Source organism: Blastococcus sp. Marseille-P5729 (genome assembly GCF_900292035.1).
Classification (GTDB): Bacteria; Actinomycetota; Actinomycetes; order Mycobacteriales; family Antricoccaceae; genus Cumulibacter.
The window spans coordinates 1,167,602-1,184,700 of sequence record NZ_OMPO01000001.1; the positions used below are offsets into that span (position 1 = coordinate 1,167,602).

Here is a 17,099-nt window from a genome sequence, read left to right on the forward strand (position 1 = left end):
ATGCCTCGCATCGGACTTCACTGCTCGCACGAGCAGATCGACCCGCGGCAGCTGCTCTCCGACGTCCAGCACGCCGAACGCGCTGGCTTCGACATGGCGATGTGCTCGGACCACTTCGCCCCATGGAGCAAGCGGCAGGGCCACTCCGGCTACACCTGGTCGTGGCTCGGTGCCGCCCTGGCCACCACCTCCCTGCAGCTCGGCTGCGTCTCGGCGCCGGGCCAGCGCTACCACCCGGCGGTGCACGCGCAGCGGATCGCCACGCTCGGCCAGATGTTCCCTGGCCGGTTCTGGGTCGCGCTCGGCAGCGGCGAGAACGCCAACGAGCACATCACCGGCGACCGCTGGCCACGCAAGGAGGAGCGCATCGCACGCCTGGAGGAATGCGTCTCCGTCATCCGCCGGATGCTCGAGGGCGAGGAGGTCTCGCACGACGGTCTGGTGAGAGTCGATCGCGCGCGAATCTGGGACCTGCCCGATCAGGTGCCTCCGCTGATCGGGCCTGCTGTGTCCGTCGAGTCGGCGGCCCGTGTCGCCGGCTGGGCGGATGGCATCGCGACCCTGAACCAGCCGGTCGACAAGCTGCGCGACCTGCTGGCGGCGTACCGGGATGCCGGCGGACGCGGTCCGGCCAGCCTTCAGGTCCACCTGTCGTGGGCGGAGACCGAGGACGAGGCCGAGCGGATCGCACACGACCAGTGGCGCACCAACGTGTTCGCCGAGCCGGTCAGCTGGGACACCGCCACCCCGGCGGAGTTCGACATCGTGGGTGAGCACGTGAGCTCGTCAGTGGTTCGCGAGCACGTCCGGGTGTCCGCCGATCTCGGTCAGCATCGCGACTGGCTGCGCGAGTACGCCGATCTCGGCTTCGACGACATCTATCTGCACTTCGTCGGCCAGACCCAGGAGCGCTTCATCGACACCTTCGCCGAGAAGGTACTGCCAGAGCTCGACTAGAGCGTGTGGGCTCGACGACTATCGAGTGACTACCGGATGCGGCGGAGGACGACGGACTCCCAACCGGGCAGGCGGCCGTCGGCGAGCACGGCACTCGCAGCCTCATCCGAGGTCGCGATCGCAACCGTCACGCCGTCCCGGCTTGGATCGCCTGCATCGCAGTCCATCCAGTCCTCGAGCAGGTCCGCGGGGATCTCGATCGGCTCGCGTGTGAAGGACGCCAGGACCAGTAGCTCGATGCCTTCGTGCTCCCGCCGGTAGGCCCACAGGTCCGGGTGGTCCATCGCGAGCGGGGTGACGCCTCCGTGCGCCACGCACGGCTCGTCGTGGCGGAAGGCGATGAGCGCTCGATAGTGCTCGAACACCGAGCCGGCGACGCCCACCTGCCGTTGCGCGTTTATCTGTGCGGCATTCGGGTTCACGGCGATCCACGGCTCGCCGCTGGTAAAGCCGGCGCCGGCCGAGTCGTCCCACTGCATCGGCGTCCGCGCGTTGTCCCGGCTTCCGGCCGAGAGACCGGGGAGCAGTTCGTCGAACAGCCGGCCGGCGGTCTCCTGCTCCGCCGCATAGTTCAACGACTCGATGTCGCGGAATCCAGCGATGTCAGCGAACGGGGTGTTGGTCATGCCGAGCTCTTGCCCCTGATAGACATACGGGGTACCGCGCAGCAGGTGCAGCACCGTCGCGAGGGTCTTCGCCGACACCTCCCGCCACTGCGCGTCGTCGTCCCCGAAGCGCGACACGGCACGGGGCTGATCGTGGTTGTCCCAGTACAGGCTGTTCCAGCCGACCGGCTCGAGTTCGACCTGCCAGCGCATCAGGTTCTCCCTCAGCCGGGGCATGGGGAGCGGTACCAGGTCGAACTTGCCACCCGGCCCGTGGTCGAGGTCGACATGCTCGAACTGGAAGACCATGTCGACCTCTCGCCGCTCCGGGTCGGTGTAGCGCCGGGCATCCTCGACGGTCACGCCCGGCATCTCGCCCACTACCAGGAGGGGCCGCGGCTGATCGGCGAGCACCTCGGCGTTCATCTCGGCCAGGAACTCGTGCATCCGCGGCCCGTCGGCGATCTGGGTGAACCCCGCGCCGTCCGGCAGTCCCTCCGGCTTCGAGATCAGGTTGATGACGTCGAGCCGGAACCCGTCGACCCCGCGGTCGAGCCACCAGCGCATCATCCGGTAGATCGCGGAGCGCACCTGCGGGTTCTCCCAGTTCAGGTCGGGTTGCTTGCGGCTGAACATGTGCAGGAAGTACTCGCCGGACGCCGCATCCCACTCCCAGGCCGGGCCGGAGAAGACCGCGTTCCAGTTGTTCGGCTCGGCTCCTGGCTCGCCGCCGGCGTGGTCTGGCCGGGGCGGACGCCAGAAGTACCAGTCGCGCCGCTCGCTCGACGGGTCGCGCGACTCGACGAACCAGGGATGCTCATCGCTGGTGTGGTTGACGACGATGTCCATGAGCAGGCGGATGCCGCGCCGGTGCAGCTCCTCGATCAGCTCGTCGAGGTCGTCGAGCGTCCCGAAGATCGGGTCGACGTCCTGATAGTCGCTGATGTCGTAGCCGTTGTCGTACTGCGGTGAGCGGTAGACCGGACCGAGCCAGACCACATCGACGCCGAGCGTCTGCAGGTAGTCGAGGCGCTCGATGATGCCGCGCAGGTCACCGGTGCCGTCGCCGTCGCTGTCGGCGAAGCTTCGCGGGTAGATCTGGTAGACGACGGCGCTCTTCCACCAGTCCCTGGTCAGGTCGTTGTCGATGCTCACCGTGCCAGGATATGCATCCGCGACCGCCTCCCCGGGCAGCGTGGCGTGTCGGCGAACCGGTGGACGCCGGCTAGCCCATGAACCGGGCAGGATCCAGGCGAGCGACGTCGAGGCCCCGCGCGACGAGATCGGCCGGCGGCTGTTCCCCACGTGCCAGCGCAGCGCCGAGCCGCGCCATCGACGGGGCGGTCTGGATCCCATACCCGCCTTGTCCGCCGAACCAGAAGAAGCCCGCGACGCGCGGGTCGAATCCGACGACCGGCTGCCGGTCCGGGGTGAAGTTGCGCAGGCCGGCCCACGACGAGCGCACGTGGCGCGGGGCGATGTGGGTGGCCTCGTCGATGACCTCCATCGCCTGCGCGATACGCAGCTCGTCGGGACGCGGGTCGCTCGGCGACTGCAGCACCTCGTCGGCCGGTGAGCACAGGTACTGCTCGCCGTCGGGCTTGACGTAGAAGGTGTCATCGACGTCCGCCGCCATCGGCAAGGACGCCGTACGCGAGCCCTGCGGCGAAGGGACCATGAAGATCGTGCGCCGCAGCGGCGCTATCCCGACCGAGCGCGCTCCGAAGGTGGCCGCGACGACGTCCACCCAGGATCCGGCCGCGTTGACGACCAGCGGGGCGCGGTACTTATTGTCGCCGGAGTCGGTGAGTGTCCAGACGTGGTCCTCATCGAAGTCCTCGCTGCGCACCGCGCCGGTGACTCGAGCAGCGGTATGAACGATGCCGCCCCGTTCGCGGAAGCCGGTGACGAACCCCTGATGCAGCAGGTGGACGTCGAGCTCCATCGCTCCCGGCTCGAGCATCGCCTGCTCGATGTACTCGCCCTTGAGGATCGGGTTGACCTGCACCGCCTCCTCCGGCGAGAGCAGCTGGGCATCGGGAACCAATGCACACATCTCGGCATGCATCTGCTGCAGGCGGGCGCCGCGGCCGTGCGTCGCGACCCAGACCAGGCCGAGGGGCCGCAACGGCGAGTGGTCCAAGAAGCTCGGCGGGTTCTCGAAGAAGTCCCGGCTGCCCGTGGTGAGCGCACGGATCTGATCCCCGCCGTACGTCTCGAGAAAGGTCGCCGCGCTGCGCCCGGTCGTGTGGAAGGCGAGGTGGGTCTCCATCTCGAGCAGGCCCACGCGCCGATCGCTCGCCAGCTCGTAGGCCAGCGAGACCCCGGCGATGCCGCCGCCGATCACGATCGCGTCGAAGGTCTCCACGGCCAGACCCTATCCGCGCGCGCCGCAGCCGTCGACACGGGATCTGTCAACCGAAGGCCGTCCGGTCAGCTCCGGCGCAAGACCCGGAGGGATCCGTGCACCGCGATCTGCTCGAAGCCCTCGGCGACCGCGCGTCGGACGACGTTCCACGGCGCCTGGCCGCCGTCCGCAGGGTCGGGGAAGACGTCGTGCACGAGGAGCAGTCCCTCAGGCACCAGATGCCGGGCGAACTGCGTGTAGTCCTGCTGCGCGGTTTCCTCGGTGTGGTTGCCGTCGAGAAAGAGTAGTTCGAGGGGCGTCGTCCACCAGGTCGCTACCAGGCGGGTGTCGGCGACGATGGCCGAGAGGACGTCGGCGTTCTCATCCAGCACGCGTCGAAAGTGCGGGAGCGTGTCGAGACGGCCCGAGTCGGCGTCCACGAGCGACTCGTCGTGCCACTCCCACCCCGGCTGGTTCTCCTCCGAGCCGTGGTGATGATCAACCGTGACCAGCCGCGCTCCCACTTGGCGCGCCGCGTCAGCGAGCAGCACCGTGGACTTGCCACAGTAGGTGCCGATCTCCAGCCACGTTCCTGCACGGGCGCCGCGGGCGACCGCGTGCAGAGCTTCGCCCTCCTCGGTGGGCATGAAGCCCGTCGTTTCCTCGAAGCGGGCGAGGACATCGGCGGGGATCATCCGGCCACCCCCTCCTGGCTGGCCCGCTCCCACACCGGCCAGCTGCCGGCGTCTCGGAACAACGCCGCTCCGCCGGTGGTCTGGGTCAGGGCGTCGGCGGCGAGCAGGACGGCGCCGGCCGACCAGGTGGTCTGCTCGATCGGCCATACCTGGTCATTAGGGAGGTTCTTGCCGGTCCAGTAGCCGCCGGTCTCGTGATCCAGCAGGAAGTGCATGTCCTCGAAGACCTCGAGGGCGCGGGCGTGATCACCCATCGCATCGAGCGCGGCCACCAGCTCAACGGTCTCTGCGGCGGTCACCCACGGCTCGTCGCTGACGCAGCGCACGCCGTGATCGGGCCAATAGTAGTGATCCCAGCCGGCGTCGATGCGCTCACGCGCCTGCACCCCGCGAATCGCCCCGGTGAGGATCGGGTAGTACCAATCCATCGAGTAGCGGCTGCGGTCGGCGAACGCTTCCGGCCGGGTGCTGATCGCCTCGTGTAGGCGGCGACCGGCCCGCTGCCAATGCGGCCGGGCGTGGCCGAGCCGATGCGCGATCAGGCAGGCGCACTCGATCGACTGCAGCGCACTGCTGCAGCCGGTCACCAGCGCGGTCTGGTCCCAGGCACCTTCTGCGCTCTTCGCCCAGGCCAGCGCGCCCGATGGAAGCTGGGCGTCGACGACGAAGTCGATCGCGGCCTCGATCGTCGGCCAGAGACGCGCGAGCGCGGCCACCTCGCCAGTGATGAGGTAGTAGTGCCACACGCCGGTGGCGATATAGGCGCACTGGTTGGTGTCTGCGGCCGCCTCGCGGATCTCGCCGTCCACCTGCTCCATCGGCCACGAACCGTCCGGCCGCTGGGAGCGCGCTGACCAGTCGAAGGCCGCCATCGCATGGTCGTACTTGCCGACGACAGCGAGCCCCATCGCGGCCTCGATGTGGTCCCAGGGGTCGAGCTGACCACCGCGAAACCACGGGATCGAGCCGTCCTCGTACTGGCTGGCCGCGATGAAGTCGCCGATCGCAACGACCTGCTCGGCGGTCAGGACGCCGGGTACCTCGAGTGCGCGCCGCATCATCGCTCCGGTTTGCGCAGATAAACCACGAAGCTCTTGCCCAGCACGGGATTCAGCAGCCGTTCCCCAATCCGGGTGAGCGCGGGCGCCTTCATCATGTCCCAGACCAGCAGCTTGTGATACGCCCGCGTCGCTAGGTTCTCCCTGTCGACCCCGACCGCGCACTTGAGCCACCAGTAGGGCGCGTGCAGGGCGTGGGCATGGTGCCGGCCGTAGGGCTCGAATCCCGCCTTCTTCAGCTTGTCGACCAGCTCGCTGGCGCGGTAGATGCGAATGTGCCCGCCCTCGACCTCGTGGTACTCGTCGGAGAGCTTCCAGCAGACCCGCTCGGGCCAGTTGCGCGGCACGGTGACGGCAAGCAGCCCGCCGGGCTTGGTGATGCGGAACAGCTCGGCGATGACGGCGTCGTCCTCGTGAATGTGCTCGAGGATCTCGGATGCGATGACCCGGTCGAAGGTGTCGTCGGCGAACGGCATGTTCCTGGCGTCCCCGGCCTGGATCTTCGCCGTGGCCTGCGGTCCGGCCTGGCCTTCGACCTCCATCGCACCGAACATCGTCTCGACCTCGGCGAGGTCGGACTCGTTCATGTCGAACGCTGTCACGTGCGCGCCCCGACGGTACGCCTCGAAGGAGTGCCGTCCCTGCCCACAGCCCACGTCGATGAGCTGCATCCCCGGCTCTAAGGGGAACTGCTCGAAGTCAACGGTCAGCATCAGACGCTTTCCCTTTCCGTGGTTCGCATCTCGCGAATCGGTTCCGAGGTGCCAGTGCCGGCCTCGATCACGTCGTAGTACAGCTCGGCGGTGCGCTCGGCCACGGCTCTCCAGCTATAGGTGGACTCCGCGCGCGTGCGGCCCGCGCGGCCCATGCGCGCCGCCCGCTCGGGATCGGCGAGCACCGCCGCGATCGCTCGGCCAAGCGCTGCCGGGTCCTTCGGAGGCACGAGCACACCGGCGGGATGGGCGTCCTCGCTCGAGATCAGCGTCGGCAGCGCGCCCACGTCGGAGGCGACGACCGGGGTCGCGCAGGCCATCGCCTCGACGGCGGGCAGTGAGAACCCCTCGTACAGCGAGGGAACTACCAGCGCCTGCGCAGACCCGATGAGTGCGGCTAGTTCCTCGTCGCTGATGCCGGAGCGGAAGCTCACCTTCTCGGAGAGCCCGGCGCTCGCGATGGATGCCGTCGTCCGGTCGCTGCACGGGCCGACGATCACCAGCTCGCTCCACGTCCCCGGGTCCATGTCACGCAGTGCTCGGATGAGGACGCTGATGCCCTTCAGCGGAACGTCGGCCGACGCGATCGCGACGAGCCGTCCGTCGACTCGTGGGATAGACGGTGGACGGAAGACATCGGTCGCGACTCCGACCGGGACGATCTCGATGCGGTTGCGCAGCACACCGAAGTCGGCGGCGATGTCACCGGCGGAGCCTTCGGAGACGGTGAGGATGCGCCGCAGTCGCCGCGCGACTCGCCGCTGCATTCCGACAAACCCGTACCAGCGGCGCTTGGTGATCCGCTGCCAGCCGGTGGCGTGCGCGAGCTCGAGGCGGCGGTCCTGGCTGATCGGGTGGTGGATGGTCGTGAGCAGGGGCAGGCCTCGCAGCGCAAGGCGGAGGATGCCCGGCGCGAGGGTCTGGTTGTCGTGCAGGATGTCGAACTCGCCGATGCGCGGGCCCAGCACCCGCTCCAGGCGCCGCGCGAAGATCCTCGGCTCAGGGAATCCGGCCGTGCACATCATCAGGTACTCGAGAACGTCGAGGTCGGACCGGAACTCTCGCAGGCCAGGTTGACGGAAGGGGTCGTCCTCCCGATAGAGGTCGAGGCTAGGAACTTTGGTGAGCCGGACGCCAGGATCGAGGTGCGGGTACGGCGGTCCGCTGAAGACCTCGACCTCGTGCCCGAGCGCGACCAGCTCGCGGCTGAGGTTGCGGACGTAGATTCCCTGACCGCCTGAATGCGGCTTGCTGCGATAGGACGACAGCGCGATCCGCAACGGGCGACCGCGCCCGTCCATGCCAGCGGTCATGCTCAGCCCACCGACCGCGCCCGCTCGGTGATGCGGTCGCTATTGAGTTCGTGGGCAGGCATGAGTAGAGATTACTCGCCAGTACCAGCCCGCGTTGGCCACGGTGCGGTCCCTCCACCTCGACGCCCCGGGGAGTCGGGACCCGGGGCGGGTGCGAGACACTGGAACCAGATCGTCACAGAGCCGGTCCCAGCGCCGGCTCTGTGACTGCTGGGCACTGGCCCGAGAACGAGGCCCGCCACGGGTTCGATGCACGCGCAACGACACCTAGGAGTCTGGATGCGACCGGCACCTCGGCAGCCCCCTTCCCTCATCATGTTCCTGACGATGGGTATCGCCCTCAGCGCCTGCTCTGGCGATGGCGACGACACGAACCGCCCGGACGACGGAAGCAACGGTGGTGCGCAGGCAGCCACGAGGCTCGACGAGGCACTCGGCCGGCTCAGCGCGTCCACCCTGGTCCGCGCCGCCACGACCAAGGCAACGAGCTTCGATGTCATCTTGTTCGGCGACAACGAGCGGATCGCCGAGCTGGCCGCCGACGACGAAAAGCAGTGGACGGGGATGCTGTCGTGGGGCGGGCCGGGTCCCGAGGCGCTCCCGACTGACATCAGCGGGCTCGGTCTCGACCTCGAGGCGGCGTCCTACTCGATCAACGTCGGTTTCGGCATGCCGGACGCGGTCATCCTGGTCAGCGGTGGCCAGAGCGAGGACGCCGTCCGTGATGGCGCAGCGGAACTCGGCTACGAGGGCGATCCGATCCTCGACGTCGCTGAAGCAACCGACCCGGTCAGCTGGGCGACCCAGGTTCAGCCGCTCGGCGAGGATGTCGTCATCGGCGGCGAGGACGCGGACCTCGACGCCCTGGACCCCGACGGAGACACGCTGAAGGACGAGCAGAAGATCGCCGGCGTCGTGAGCTGTCTGGACGATCCGCTCGCTGCGTTGATCGCGCCCCAAGGCGAGGACGGCGAGGCGATCGGGGTCGGGCTGACCGTCGACGGCGACGAGAAGCACGCGATCTACTGCCTACCCGGCGATGAGGCGCGAGCCGACGCGCTGGTCAAGGCGTTGAGCAACCCCTCGGGCCCGACGAGCCCGAACGGACCCTCGTTGCAGGACATCCGGTCCGAGGTCAGCGACGGGATGATCCGCGCCACCGCGACGATCGACGACAAGTGGAACCCCAACGCCGCGTTCAGCCCGTACCTGCAGATGTGGTTGATAGACGTCTAGGACGGCGCCTCCGGCTCGAGCACCTCGACGTAGAACGGCGTCCGCAGCTCGGCATATCCGGACTCCGAGTGGTGCACCGAGTCGGCCCAGTACGAGTCCCACTTCGGATCGTCACGGTGCTCGTCGAGATAGGCCCCGTAGTCGGCGACCTCGACATTCGGGTACTCGGTCGCGATGTCCTGGACGGTATCGAGGAACTCCTGCTGGCTCTCCTGGTCGGCCTGCCGGTAACCCGTGGTGACCCAGTAGATCGTGTAATTGCCCGCGGCGCCTGAGTTGACCTCATTGATCACGGCGCGGACGTCGTGCTGCCAGGACGAGGCGCCGTCTGCGGCGTTGTTCGTCCCGAGCGCGATCAGCCACACCCGCGGATCGAACCCGTCCGTCCGCCAGCTCTCGATGACGCCGGTCGTCGCGCCGGCGCCGGAGCCGTTGATGGGTCGGCCCCAGACCCCGTCGAGGCGAATGTCGTCGGCGTCCCATCCCAGGTCCTGCAGCGCGGGATCGAGCTGGCCGTAGTCGATCATCTCTGCGGTCAGCGAGTCACCGATGACCCCGACCTGGTCGTGGTTCCCGGGGTCCTCGTCCGGGTTCGCCGGCGACGGCGCCGACGCGGGAGGCGGGTCGCCTGAGGGCTCGTCCGAGCACGCGGCCAACGTCAGGACCAGGGCCAGAAGCAGTACGAGTCGGCGGGTCATGAGTCCATCCTTACCCGCGATCACTCCAACACCGGTAACGAACGACCGTCCATTAGCATCGGGTGGCTGAGGATGAACCCGGTGTCATCCAGCCAACCCGACCGTTGCGAGGACCCGTATGAGCAAGATCCTGTCCGCCCGCGATCTCGGATTCCTGCTGTACGAGTGGCTGGACGTCGAATCGCTGACCGAGCGCGAGCGGTTCAAGGAGCACTCCCGCGAGACCTTCGACTCCTTCCTGCAGGTCTCCGAGCAGCTCGCCACCCGGAAGTTCGCGCCGCACAACGCCGCCAACGATCAGAACGAGCCGCAGTTCGACGGCGAGAAGGTCACCCTGATCCCCGAGGTCAAGGAGGCCCTCGACGCGTTCGCCGAGACCGGCATGGTCGTCGCGACCATGGACGAGGAGGCCGGCGGCATGCAGCTGCCCAGCTGCGTGCAGCGCGCCTGCTTCATGTGGTTCCAGGCCGCGAACATCGGGACGGCGTCCTACCCGCTGCTGACCACCGCCGCCGCGAACCTGCTGGACGCCCACGCGTCCGAGGAACTGCGCGAGACCTTCCTGCCACCGATCGCCGAGGGCCGCTACTCCGGGATCATGTGCCTGTCCGAGCCGGACGTCGGATCGTCGCTGGGCGATGTCACCACCCGCGGCGTCCGCCAGGACGATGGCAGCTACCGCGTCTTCGGCACCAAGATGTGGATCTCCGGCGGTGAGCACGACCTCAACGAGAACATCGTCGCGCTGGTCCTCGCCCGTTACGAAGGCGGTCCGCAAGGTGTCCGGGGGCTATCGCTCTACCTGGTTCCCAAGTATCTGGTCAATCCAGACGGTTCGCTCGGGGAACGCAATGCCATCACTCTGGTCGGCGTGAACCACAAGATGGGCTGGCGCGGCACGGTGAACACCGTGCTGCAGTTCGGCGACGACAAGCGACAACCCGGTGGCCGGCCGGGCGCGGTCGGCTACCTCGTCGGCGAGGAGGGCGGCGGCCTCGCCGCGATGTTCCACATGATGAACGACGCCCGAATCGGCGTCGGTGCCGGTGCGGCGGCGCTCGGCTACACCGCCTACCTCCACGCGCTCGAGTACGCCCGCGAGCGCACCCAGGGACGCAGCCGCAACAGCAAGCCCAATGACCCGATGGTCCCGATCATCGAGCACGCCGACGTACGCCGGATGCTGCTGGCCTCCAAGTCGTACGTCGAGGGCGCGGTTGCGCTGGTGCTGTACGCCGCCCGCGTGCTCGACGACGAGGCGACCGCCGCGACTCCCGAGGAACGCGCCCAGGCCACCCTGCTGCTGGACGTCCTTACCCCGATGGTGAAGCACTGGCCGTCGCAGTACGGCATGGTCGCCAACGACCACGCGATCCAGGTGCACGGCGGTTACGGCTACACGCGCGAGTTCCCGGTCGAGCAGTTCTTCCGTGATCAGCGGCTCAACCCGATCCATGAGGGCACCACCGGCATCCAGGGCCGCGATCTGCTCGGCCGCAAGGTCGCCATGCAGGACGGCGCCGGCCTGACGCTGCTGCTGTCGAAGATCCGAGACACAACCTCCCGCGCCGCCGGCTCGCACCCCCAGTGGGCATCCTCCCTCGATGCGTTGTGCGAGCGATTCGAGACCGTCACCCGCGAGCTGCACGGGGTGGGGGATCCGGACGTCACCCAGGCCAACTCCACGGTCTATCTCGAGGCACTCGGACACACCGTCGTTGCCTGGCTCTGGCTCGACATGGCGCTGGCCACGGAAGGCAAGGACGGCGACTTCTACGAGGGCAAGCGACTCGCCGCGCAGTACTTCTTCGCGTACGAGCTGCCGAAGGTCCCGCCGATGCTGGACCTGCTCGCGACGAAGTCGCGGATGCTGGTCGATCTCGACGACCGCGTCCTCTGACCGACCGGACCACCACATCGTCCGACCGGCCCGGCCACCACATCGTCCGACCGGCCCGGCCATCACATCGTCCGACCGGCCCGCCCACCACGCGCAGCCCAGTTACCGGCGGGTAGTTGTCCCCGATTGCGGCGTTCTTGCCGCAATCGGGGACAACTTGTTCAGACCTGCGGAAGAAGACACCGGTCAGGCCGATGCTCCATCTCCCGGACGGCGGGCGCGGCGAGAGCCGGTCCGCCGTTCGCGATCACTCCCGTGGACGGTGTTGAATGAGACGCGAGCTCAACGTCGTCCGAAGGAGAGCAGCCATGAACGCCCAGTCCCCCAGCGATTACCTGCGCGATGCCGAGCTGCTCGCCGTCCAGGTCGACGACCTTCCCGCGGACACCCCGACGCGCCCCGTCGAGCAGGTCGCCGTGATCGGGGCCGGGACCATGGGCGGCGGGATCGCGATGGTGTTCAGCAATGCCGGCATTCCCGTCGTCCTGATCGAGCAGGCCCAGGAGGGCCTGGATCGCGGACTGGGCACCATTCAGGCCAACTACGACCGGACCGCCTCCAAGGGCAAGATCTCCCAGCAGGACGTCGACGACCGCATGGGCCGCATCACCCCGACGCTGAGCCTCGACGACGCGGCGGACGCCGACCTCGTCATCGAGGCCGTCTTCGAGGACATGGACGTGAAGAAGGGCCTCTTCACCCGGCTGGACGCGATCGTCAAGCCCGGCGCGATCCTGGCGACCAACACCTCGCGCCTCGACATCGACGAGATCGCCGCCGTCACCTCACGGCCGCAGGACGTCATCGGTCTGCACTTCTTCAGCCCCGCCAACGTGATGCGGTTGCTCGAGGTAGTCCGCGGCGCACAGACGGCACCGGACGTGATCCAGACGAGCATGCAGCTCGCGCAGCGGATCGGCAAGAAGCCCGTCCTGGCACGGATCTGCGACGGGTTCATCGGCAACCGGATGCTGACGCCATACCGGCGCGAGGCCGAGTTCGTCGTCGAGGAAGGCGCATCGCCGAAGCAGGTCGACGACACGCTCAAGGATTTCGGGATGGCGATGGGCCCGTTCGCGATGGGCGATCTCGCGGGCCTCGACGTCAGCTGGGCCGGTCGCAAGCGGCAGGCCGCGACCCGCCCGAAGCACCTTCGCTACTCGACCGTCGCCGACCAGCTGTGCGAAGCGGGGCGGTTCGGGCAGAAGACCGGCGCTGGGTGGTACCGCTACGAGAAGGGCGACCGCACCCCGCACCCCGACCCGCAGGTCGACGAGATCATCGAGAAGGCCGCCGCGGACGCCGGGATCGAGCGCCAGCAGATCAGCGAGAACGAGATCATCGACCGCACGATGCTCGCGCTCGTCAACGAGGGCGCCCAGCTGCTCGACGAGGGCATCGCCCAGCGTGCCTCGGACATCGACGTGGTCTACGTCAACGGTTACGGCTACCCCGCGGAACGAGGCGGCCCGATGCGCTGGGCAGAGGACCGCGGCCTCCCTGCCGTGCTCGCCAAGCTCGAGGAGTACCACGCGAAGCACGGCGACTACTGGAAGCCCGCCGAGCTCATCCGGCGACGCGTAGCCGAAGGCGCGGGCCGCTTCTAGCGCATCTCTTGACGCCGCGCCTGGGGCTGTCCACAGGACGCGGGTTTTCCACAACAGCTGGGATCGACGCTTACCATCGATCCGCCTGAACCTTAGCGTGCGGGGCGACGAACGCTCACTTCCATGCTAGGGGTCACGCTCATGAAATCCCGTCTCACGGCCGCGCTGGCAGCGGCCGCCGTACTGCTGATCACCCCGTCGCCGGGGATCGCCGAGGAACCGGCCAGCCATGCCGGCGACCATGCCGACTCCGGGGTTCCGATCAGGGTGGCCGGTCACGGCCAGCTCGGCACCTACACCTACGACATCGTCACGCCTGGCCAGCCCGTCACTACGGCGTACTGCATCGACCTGACCACGAAGTACCGTAAGGGCGCACCGCTCCGTGAGTCGTCCTGGAGCCAGGCGCCGGCGATCGCGCCGTTCGCGCCGAAGGTCAGCTGGGTGCTGCACCACAGCTATCCCTACCTGCCGCTGGACCAGATCGCTCCCGGGATCAGCTTCGATCAGGGCCTGTCGACGCGGGAGGCCGTGGCCGCTACCCAGGCGGCGATCTGGCACTACAGCAACGGCATCTCGCTGAAGGCAACCGACGTGGTCGGGTCCGCGGGCGAGAAGCAGGACGTCGTCGCCCTCTACTCGCACCTGACCGGACCCGACAATGTCGGCACGAGCGAGGTGCCCGATGCGAAGGTCGAACTGGCCGGCGTCCCCGACGATGCCGTGGCCGGTCAGCGGATCGGCCCGATCATGATCACCACCGCCACCCCGACCACGCTGAGCGTCGAAGGTCCTCAGGGCGTGCGGATCCTCGACGCCGCGGGCAAACCGGTCGACTCGATCGATACCGCCACCGAGGTCTTCCTCGACGTCCCCGTCGACCTCCCGCCTGGGACCGCAACGATCACGGCAGTCGCTGAAGGCACCATCCCCACCGGCCGGATCTTCACTCCGGCGCGCACGGACGCCGAGTCGGTGACGCAGACGCTCGTGCTCGCCACCGTCCAGCCCACCGCCGTCACGGCCGAGAAGGTCATCTCCTGGCGGGCCGCTCCGCGGCTGCACACCGTCGCCGTGGACTCGGCGGACGGCGACAAGCTCGTGCTCCCAGGAGGCACGGTCACCGACACCGTCGCGTACGAGGGCTTCACGACCGGTGAGACTTACACCGTCACCGGCGAGCTGATCGACGTCGCTACCGGCGCCCGGGTGGGTGAGCCGGTCGAGGTCGCATTCATGGCGGAGCAGACGGACGGGACCTTCGAGGGGCCGCTCGTCCTCCCGTCAGGCATTCCGCCAGGCACGACGCTGGTGGTTTTCGAGCGGGCCTTCGACGCGAACGGCGATCTTGTCGCCGAGCACGCCGACGTCACCTCCGCGCCGCAGACCGTGACCGTGCAGCAGCCGCCCGCGCCACCAGCGACGAGTACCCCGCCCGCGCCGTCCACCACGTCGCCGCGGCAACGTGCACCCCGTCGACGACCGGCACCCTCCCCGCCGACGAGCGCCGTCCCTGCCCTCCGAGCACGCCGCACTGCAGCCGGCACACCGGCTCCGTCGCCGGCGCCCACGTCGATGCCGGCGCCGACCAGCGCCGCCGCACCGTCGCCCGTCGCGTCGGAGCAGCTCGCTGACACCGGTGCCGACAGCACCCGATGGGCGCTGATCGGCGGCTCGCTGCTGCTGCTCGGCGTCGGCACGACCCTGCTGGGCAGGCGCGCCCGGTGATCCCACGAGCGGCGTACCTCGCGGCGAGGACAGCAGTCTCACGTCTCGAGGTACGTCGCGGCCGGGCGCGCCGAGGGTTGCGGAGCGGTCCGGCCCGCCGCAGAATCAACGCCATGACGGCTACTGAACCTCGTTCAACAACGGCGCACCACGATATGGTCATCGTCGGCGCGGGCCTGTCCGGAGTGGGCGCGGCATACCGGCTGCAGCAGCAGCACCCCGAGCGCAGCTACACCATCCTCGAGGCACGCGATGCCATCGGCGGCACGTGGGATCTGTTCCGCTACCCAGGGGTCCGGTCGGACTCCGACATGTACACCCTCGGGTATCCCTTCAAGCCGTGGACCAGCGCCCAGATGATCGGGTCTGGCGCAGAGATCCGCGAGTACATCGAGCAGACCGCGCGCGAGAACGGGATCGACCGGCACATCCAGTTCGGCACCAAGGTCGAGCGCGCCGAGTGGTCCAGTGACGACCAACGCTGGACGCTCACCGTCACCCACCAGGGCCAGCAGCATCACGTCACCACGAGCTTCCTCTACCTCTGCTCGGGCTACTACTCCTACGACCAGCCGTACGACGCCCAGCTTCCCGGCATCGATGCCTTCCGGGGCACCGTCGTCCACCCGCAGTTCTGGCCCGAGGACCTCGACTACCGCGGCAAGAAGGTCGTCGTGGTGGGCTCAGGAGCCACCGCCGTCACCGTCGTGCCCGCGATGGCCGACGGCGGCGCGGCCCATGTCACGATGCTGCAGCGCACCCCGACGTATCTGACCGTGCTGCCGAGCGAGGACCCGATCGCCAGGATCGTCGGCAAGCGGCTGCCGCCGAAGGTGGCCGACAAGATCAACCGGGCCAAGAGCATCGCCGGCAACTCGCTGCTCTATCAGATGAGCCGGCGGCGGCCGCAGAAGGTCCGTCAGCTGCTCCGGGGCATCCTCGAGAAGTCCGGCGTCGACGCGAAGACCCTCGACGAGCACTTCACGCCGTCATACGAGCCCTGGGACCAGCGGCTGTGCCTGGTGCCGGACGGCGACTTCTTCCGCGGCATGAAGGAAGGCAAGGTCGACGTGGTCACGGACCTCATCGACACCTTTGTGCCCGAGGGCATCCGGCTGCGCTCGGGCAAGACACTCCAGGCCGACATCGTCGTGACCGCCACCGGTCTCGCCCTCGAGATCGCCGGCGGGATCGAGCTGTCGGTGGACGGCGAGCGGGTGGATCCCGCTACCCGCTGGCTCTACCGGGGGCTGATGCTATCGGGGGTGCCGAACGCCGCGATCTGCTTCGGCTACATCAACGCCTCGTGGACGCTGCGGGCCGACCTGTCCAGCAAGTACGTCTGCCGGCTGCTGCAGCACATGGACCAGCACGGATACGGCGTCGCCATGCCCGTCGCGCAGCCCGACATCGAGCAGCGACCGATGATCGACCTGAGCAGCGGTTACGTCAGCCGGAGCGCTCACCTGCTACCGCGGGCCGGCGCTACCGGGCCGTGGCGAGTCCGCAACAACTACGCCCTGGACCGCGCCACGATGAGCGTCGCCGACCTCACCCGGCAGATGCAGTTCACCGCGCGACGGCACGCCAAGGCGCCCACCCCCGCCTGAGCCCGATCTGGGAGACTGGACGACGTCCCGAACCAAGGAGGCGCCGTCCATGTCCGGCCCGCACGATCCCGAGGTCGCCCGACTCGGCGCGACCACCCGCCGCTCCTTCATGGCCGGCACCACCGCCGTTGCCGCCACCGCGGCGCTAACGGCGTGCACCTCGCAGGGCGGTGGACCGAAGCGGTCCGAGCTCAGCTCCGGGGAGCGGATCGGCCGGCTGGATCAGGTGCGGGTCGGCGGCGGTCGGATCTACCCCGAGGCAGGCATGGTCATCACCCAGCCGACCGAGGGTGAGTATGTCGCGCTGTCCGCGATCTGCAGTCACCAGCAGTGCACGCTGCGCGAGGTCAGCAACGAGAAGATCTTCTGTGGCTGTCACGGCTCGGAGTTCGACCTTCAAGGCAAGGTGCTCAAAGGCCCGGCCGAGACCGACCTCGACACCCGAGCCATCGAGATCGAGGGTGACTACTTCGTCGTAGCATGACCCCTCGCGTTCGCTAGGTGCACCAAGGAGCAGCAGATCAGGCGGGGGCATCACCACCCGCCGACACATCGACCTGTCGCAGAAACTGGTCGTTTGACCTGGCCTTCTTCATCGATCCTGCGCAATCCGCAGGAATCCGCTGAGATGA

At 68.5% G+C, this 17,099-nt stretch carries 14 protein-coding genes; 7 read left to right on the forward strand and 7 right to left on the reverse strand.

Translation table 11 applies throughout. The features are described 5' to 3' along the window. The gene (locus DAA40_RS05790) at positions 1-957 is read left to right on the forward strand and encodes a TIGR03885 family FMN-dependent LLM class oxidoreductase (RefSeq protein ID WP_106848697.1); all 957 of its coding nucleotides are present in this window, start codon (positions 1-3) and stop codon (positions 955-957) included. A 29-nt stretch (positions 958-986) separates the two neighbouring features. On the opposite strand, the gene DAA40_RS05795 is transcribed toward DAA40_RS05790, so the two are convergent. The 6 genes from DAA40_RS05795 to DAA40_RS05820 all read right to left on the reverse strand — a co-directional run bounded on the left by DAA40_RS05795 (position 987) and on the right by DAA40_RS05820 (position 7,688). Continuing rightward, positions 987-2,717 carry an alpha-glucosidase gene (locus DAA40_RS05795; protein ID WP_234356249.1) on the reverse strand — a complete coding sequence of 577 codons (1,731 nt, stop codon included), beginning with the start codon at positions 2,715-2,717 and terminating at the stop codon, positions 987-989. A gap of 70 nt (positions 2,718-2,787) precedes the next feature. Then, positions 2,788-3,930, reverse strand: coding sequence for an FAD-binding oxidoreductase (locus DAA40_RS16585; RefSeq protein WP_106848698.1), 1,143 nt, complete (start codon positions 3,928-3,930; stop codon positions 2,788-2,790). A 65-nt stretch (positions 3,931-3,995) separates the two neighbouring features. Then, entirely contained in the window at positions 3,996-4,604 is a 609-nt protein-coding gene (locus tag DAA40_RS05805) for a class I SAM-dependent methyltransferase (RefSeq protein ID WP_199849531.1), read from the reverse strand. Beyond that, entirely contained in the window at positions 4,601-5,662 is a 1,062-nt protein-coding gene (locus DAA40_RS05810; protein ID WP_106848699.1) for a prenyltransferase, read from the reverse strand. The genes DAA40_RS05805 and DAA40_RS05810 overlap by 4 nt, the downstream gene beginning before the upstream one ends. Then, the gene (locus tag DAA40_RS05815) at positions 5,662-6,375 is read right to left on the reverse strand and encodes a class I SAM-dependent methyltransferase (protein ID WP_106848700.1); all 714 of its coding nucleotides are present in this window, start codon (positions 6,373-6,375) and stop codon (positions 5,662-5,664) included. Before DAA40_RS05815 ends, DAA40_RS05810 begins: the two co-directional genes overlap by 1 nt. Next, positions 6,375-7,688, reverse strand: coding sequence for a glycosyltransferase family 4 protein (locus tag DAA40_RS05820; RefSeq protein ID WP_234356250.1), 1,314 nt, complete (start codon positions 7,686-7,688; stop codon positions 6,375-6,377). The genes DAA40_RS05815 and DAA40_RS05820 overlap by 1 nt, the downstream gene beginning before the upstream one ends. A gap of 279 nt (positions 7,689-7,967) precedes the next feature. Between DAA40_RS05820 and DAA40_RS05825 the strand changes: the two genes are divergently transcribed. Then, positions 7,968-8,924: a hypothetical protein gene (locus tag DAA40_RS05825; protein ID WP_158716262.1), complete on the forward strand. Its 957-nt coding sequence runs from the start codon at positions 7,968-7,970 to the stop codon at positions 8,922-8,924. Here the strand turns inward: DAA40_RS05825 and DAA40_RS05830 are convergent. Beyond that, the gene (locus DAA40_RS05830; protein WP_106848702.1) at positions 8,921-9,622 is read right to left on the reverse strand and encodes an SGNH/GDSL hydrolase family protein; all 702 of its coding nucleotides are present in this window, start codon (positions 9,620-9,622) and stop codon (positions 8,921-8,923) included. The two genes, DAA40_RS05825 and DAA40_RS05830, sit on opposite strands and share 4 nt — an antisense overlap. Before the next feature lie 118 nt (positions 9,623-9,740). Here DAA40_RS05830 and DAA40_RS05835 point away from each other — a divergent pair, with 118 nt between their 5' ends. From DAA40_RS05835 to DAA40_RS05855, 5 genes are all read left to right on the forward strand, one after another. Next, the gene (locus tag DAA40_RS05835) at positions 9,741-11,522 is read left to right on the forward strand and encodes an acyl-CoA dehydrogenase (protein ID WP_106848703.1); all 1,782 of its coding nucleotides are present in this window, start codon (positions 9,741-9,743) and stop codon (positions 11,520-11,522) included. A gap of 308 nt (positions 11,523-11,830) precedes the next feature. Further along, complete coding sequence (locus DAA40_RS05840) at positions 11,831-13,129, forward strand: 3-hydroxyacyl-CoA dehydrogenase (RefSeq protein ID WP_199849533.1); 1,299 nt, start codon at positions 11,831-11,833, stop codon at positions 13,127-13,129. Positions 13,130-13,270: 141 nt separating this feature from the next. Next, positions 13,271-14,857, forward strand: a complete 1,587-nt coding sequence (locus DAA40_RS05845) for a Cys-Gln thioester bond-forming surface protein (RefSeq protein WP_158716263.1) — start codon at positions 13,271-13,273, stop codon at positions 14,855-14,857. A gap of 113 nt (positions 14,858-14,970) precedes the next feature. Further along, a complete protein-coding gene (locus tag DAA40_RS05850; protein ID WP_106848706.1) occupies positions 14,971-16,467 on the forward strand; it encodes an NAD(P)/FAD-dependent oxidoreductase in 1,497 nt (498 codons plus the stop codon). 49 nt (positions 16,468-16,516) lie between these two features. Beyond that, positions 16,517-16,951, forward strand: coding sequence for a ubiquinol-cytochrome c reductase iron-sulfur subunit (locus DAA40_RS05855; protein ID WP_106849285.1), 435 nt, complete (start codon positions 16,517-16,519; stop codon positions 16,949-16,951). Positions 16,952-17,099 lie beyond the last annotated feature (148 nt).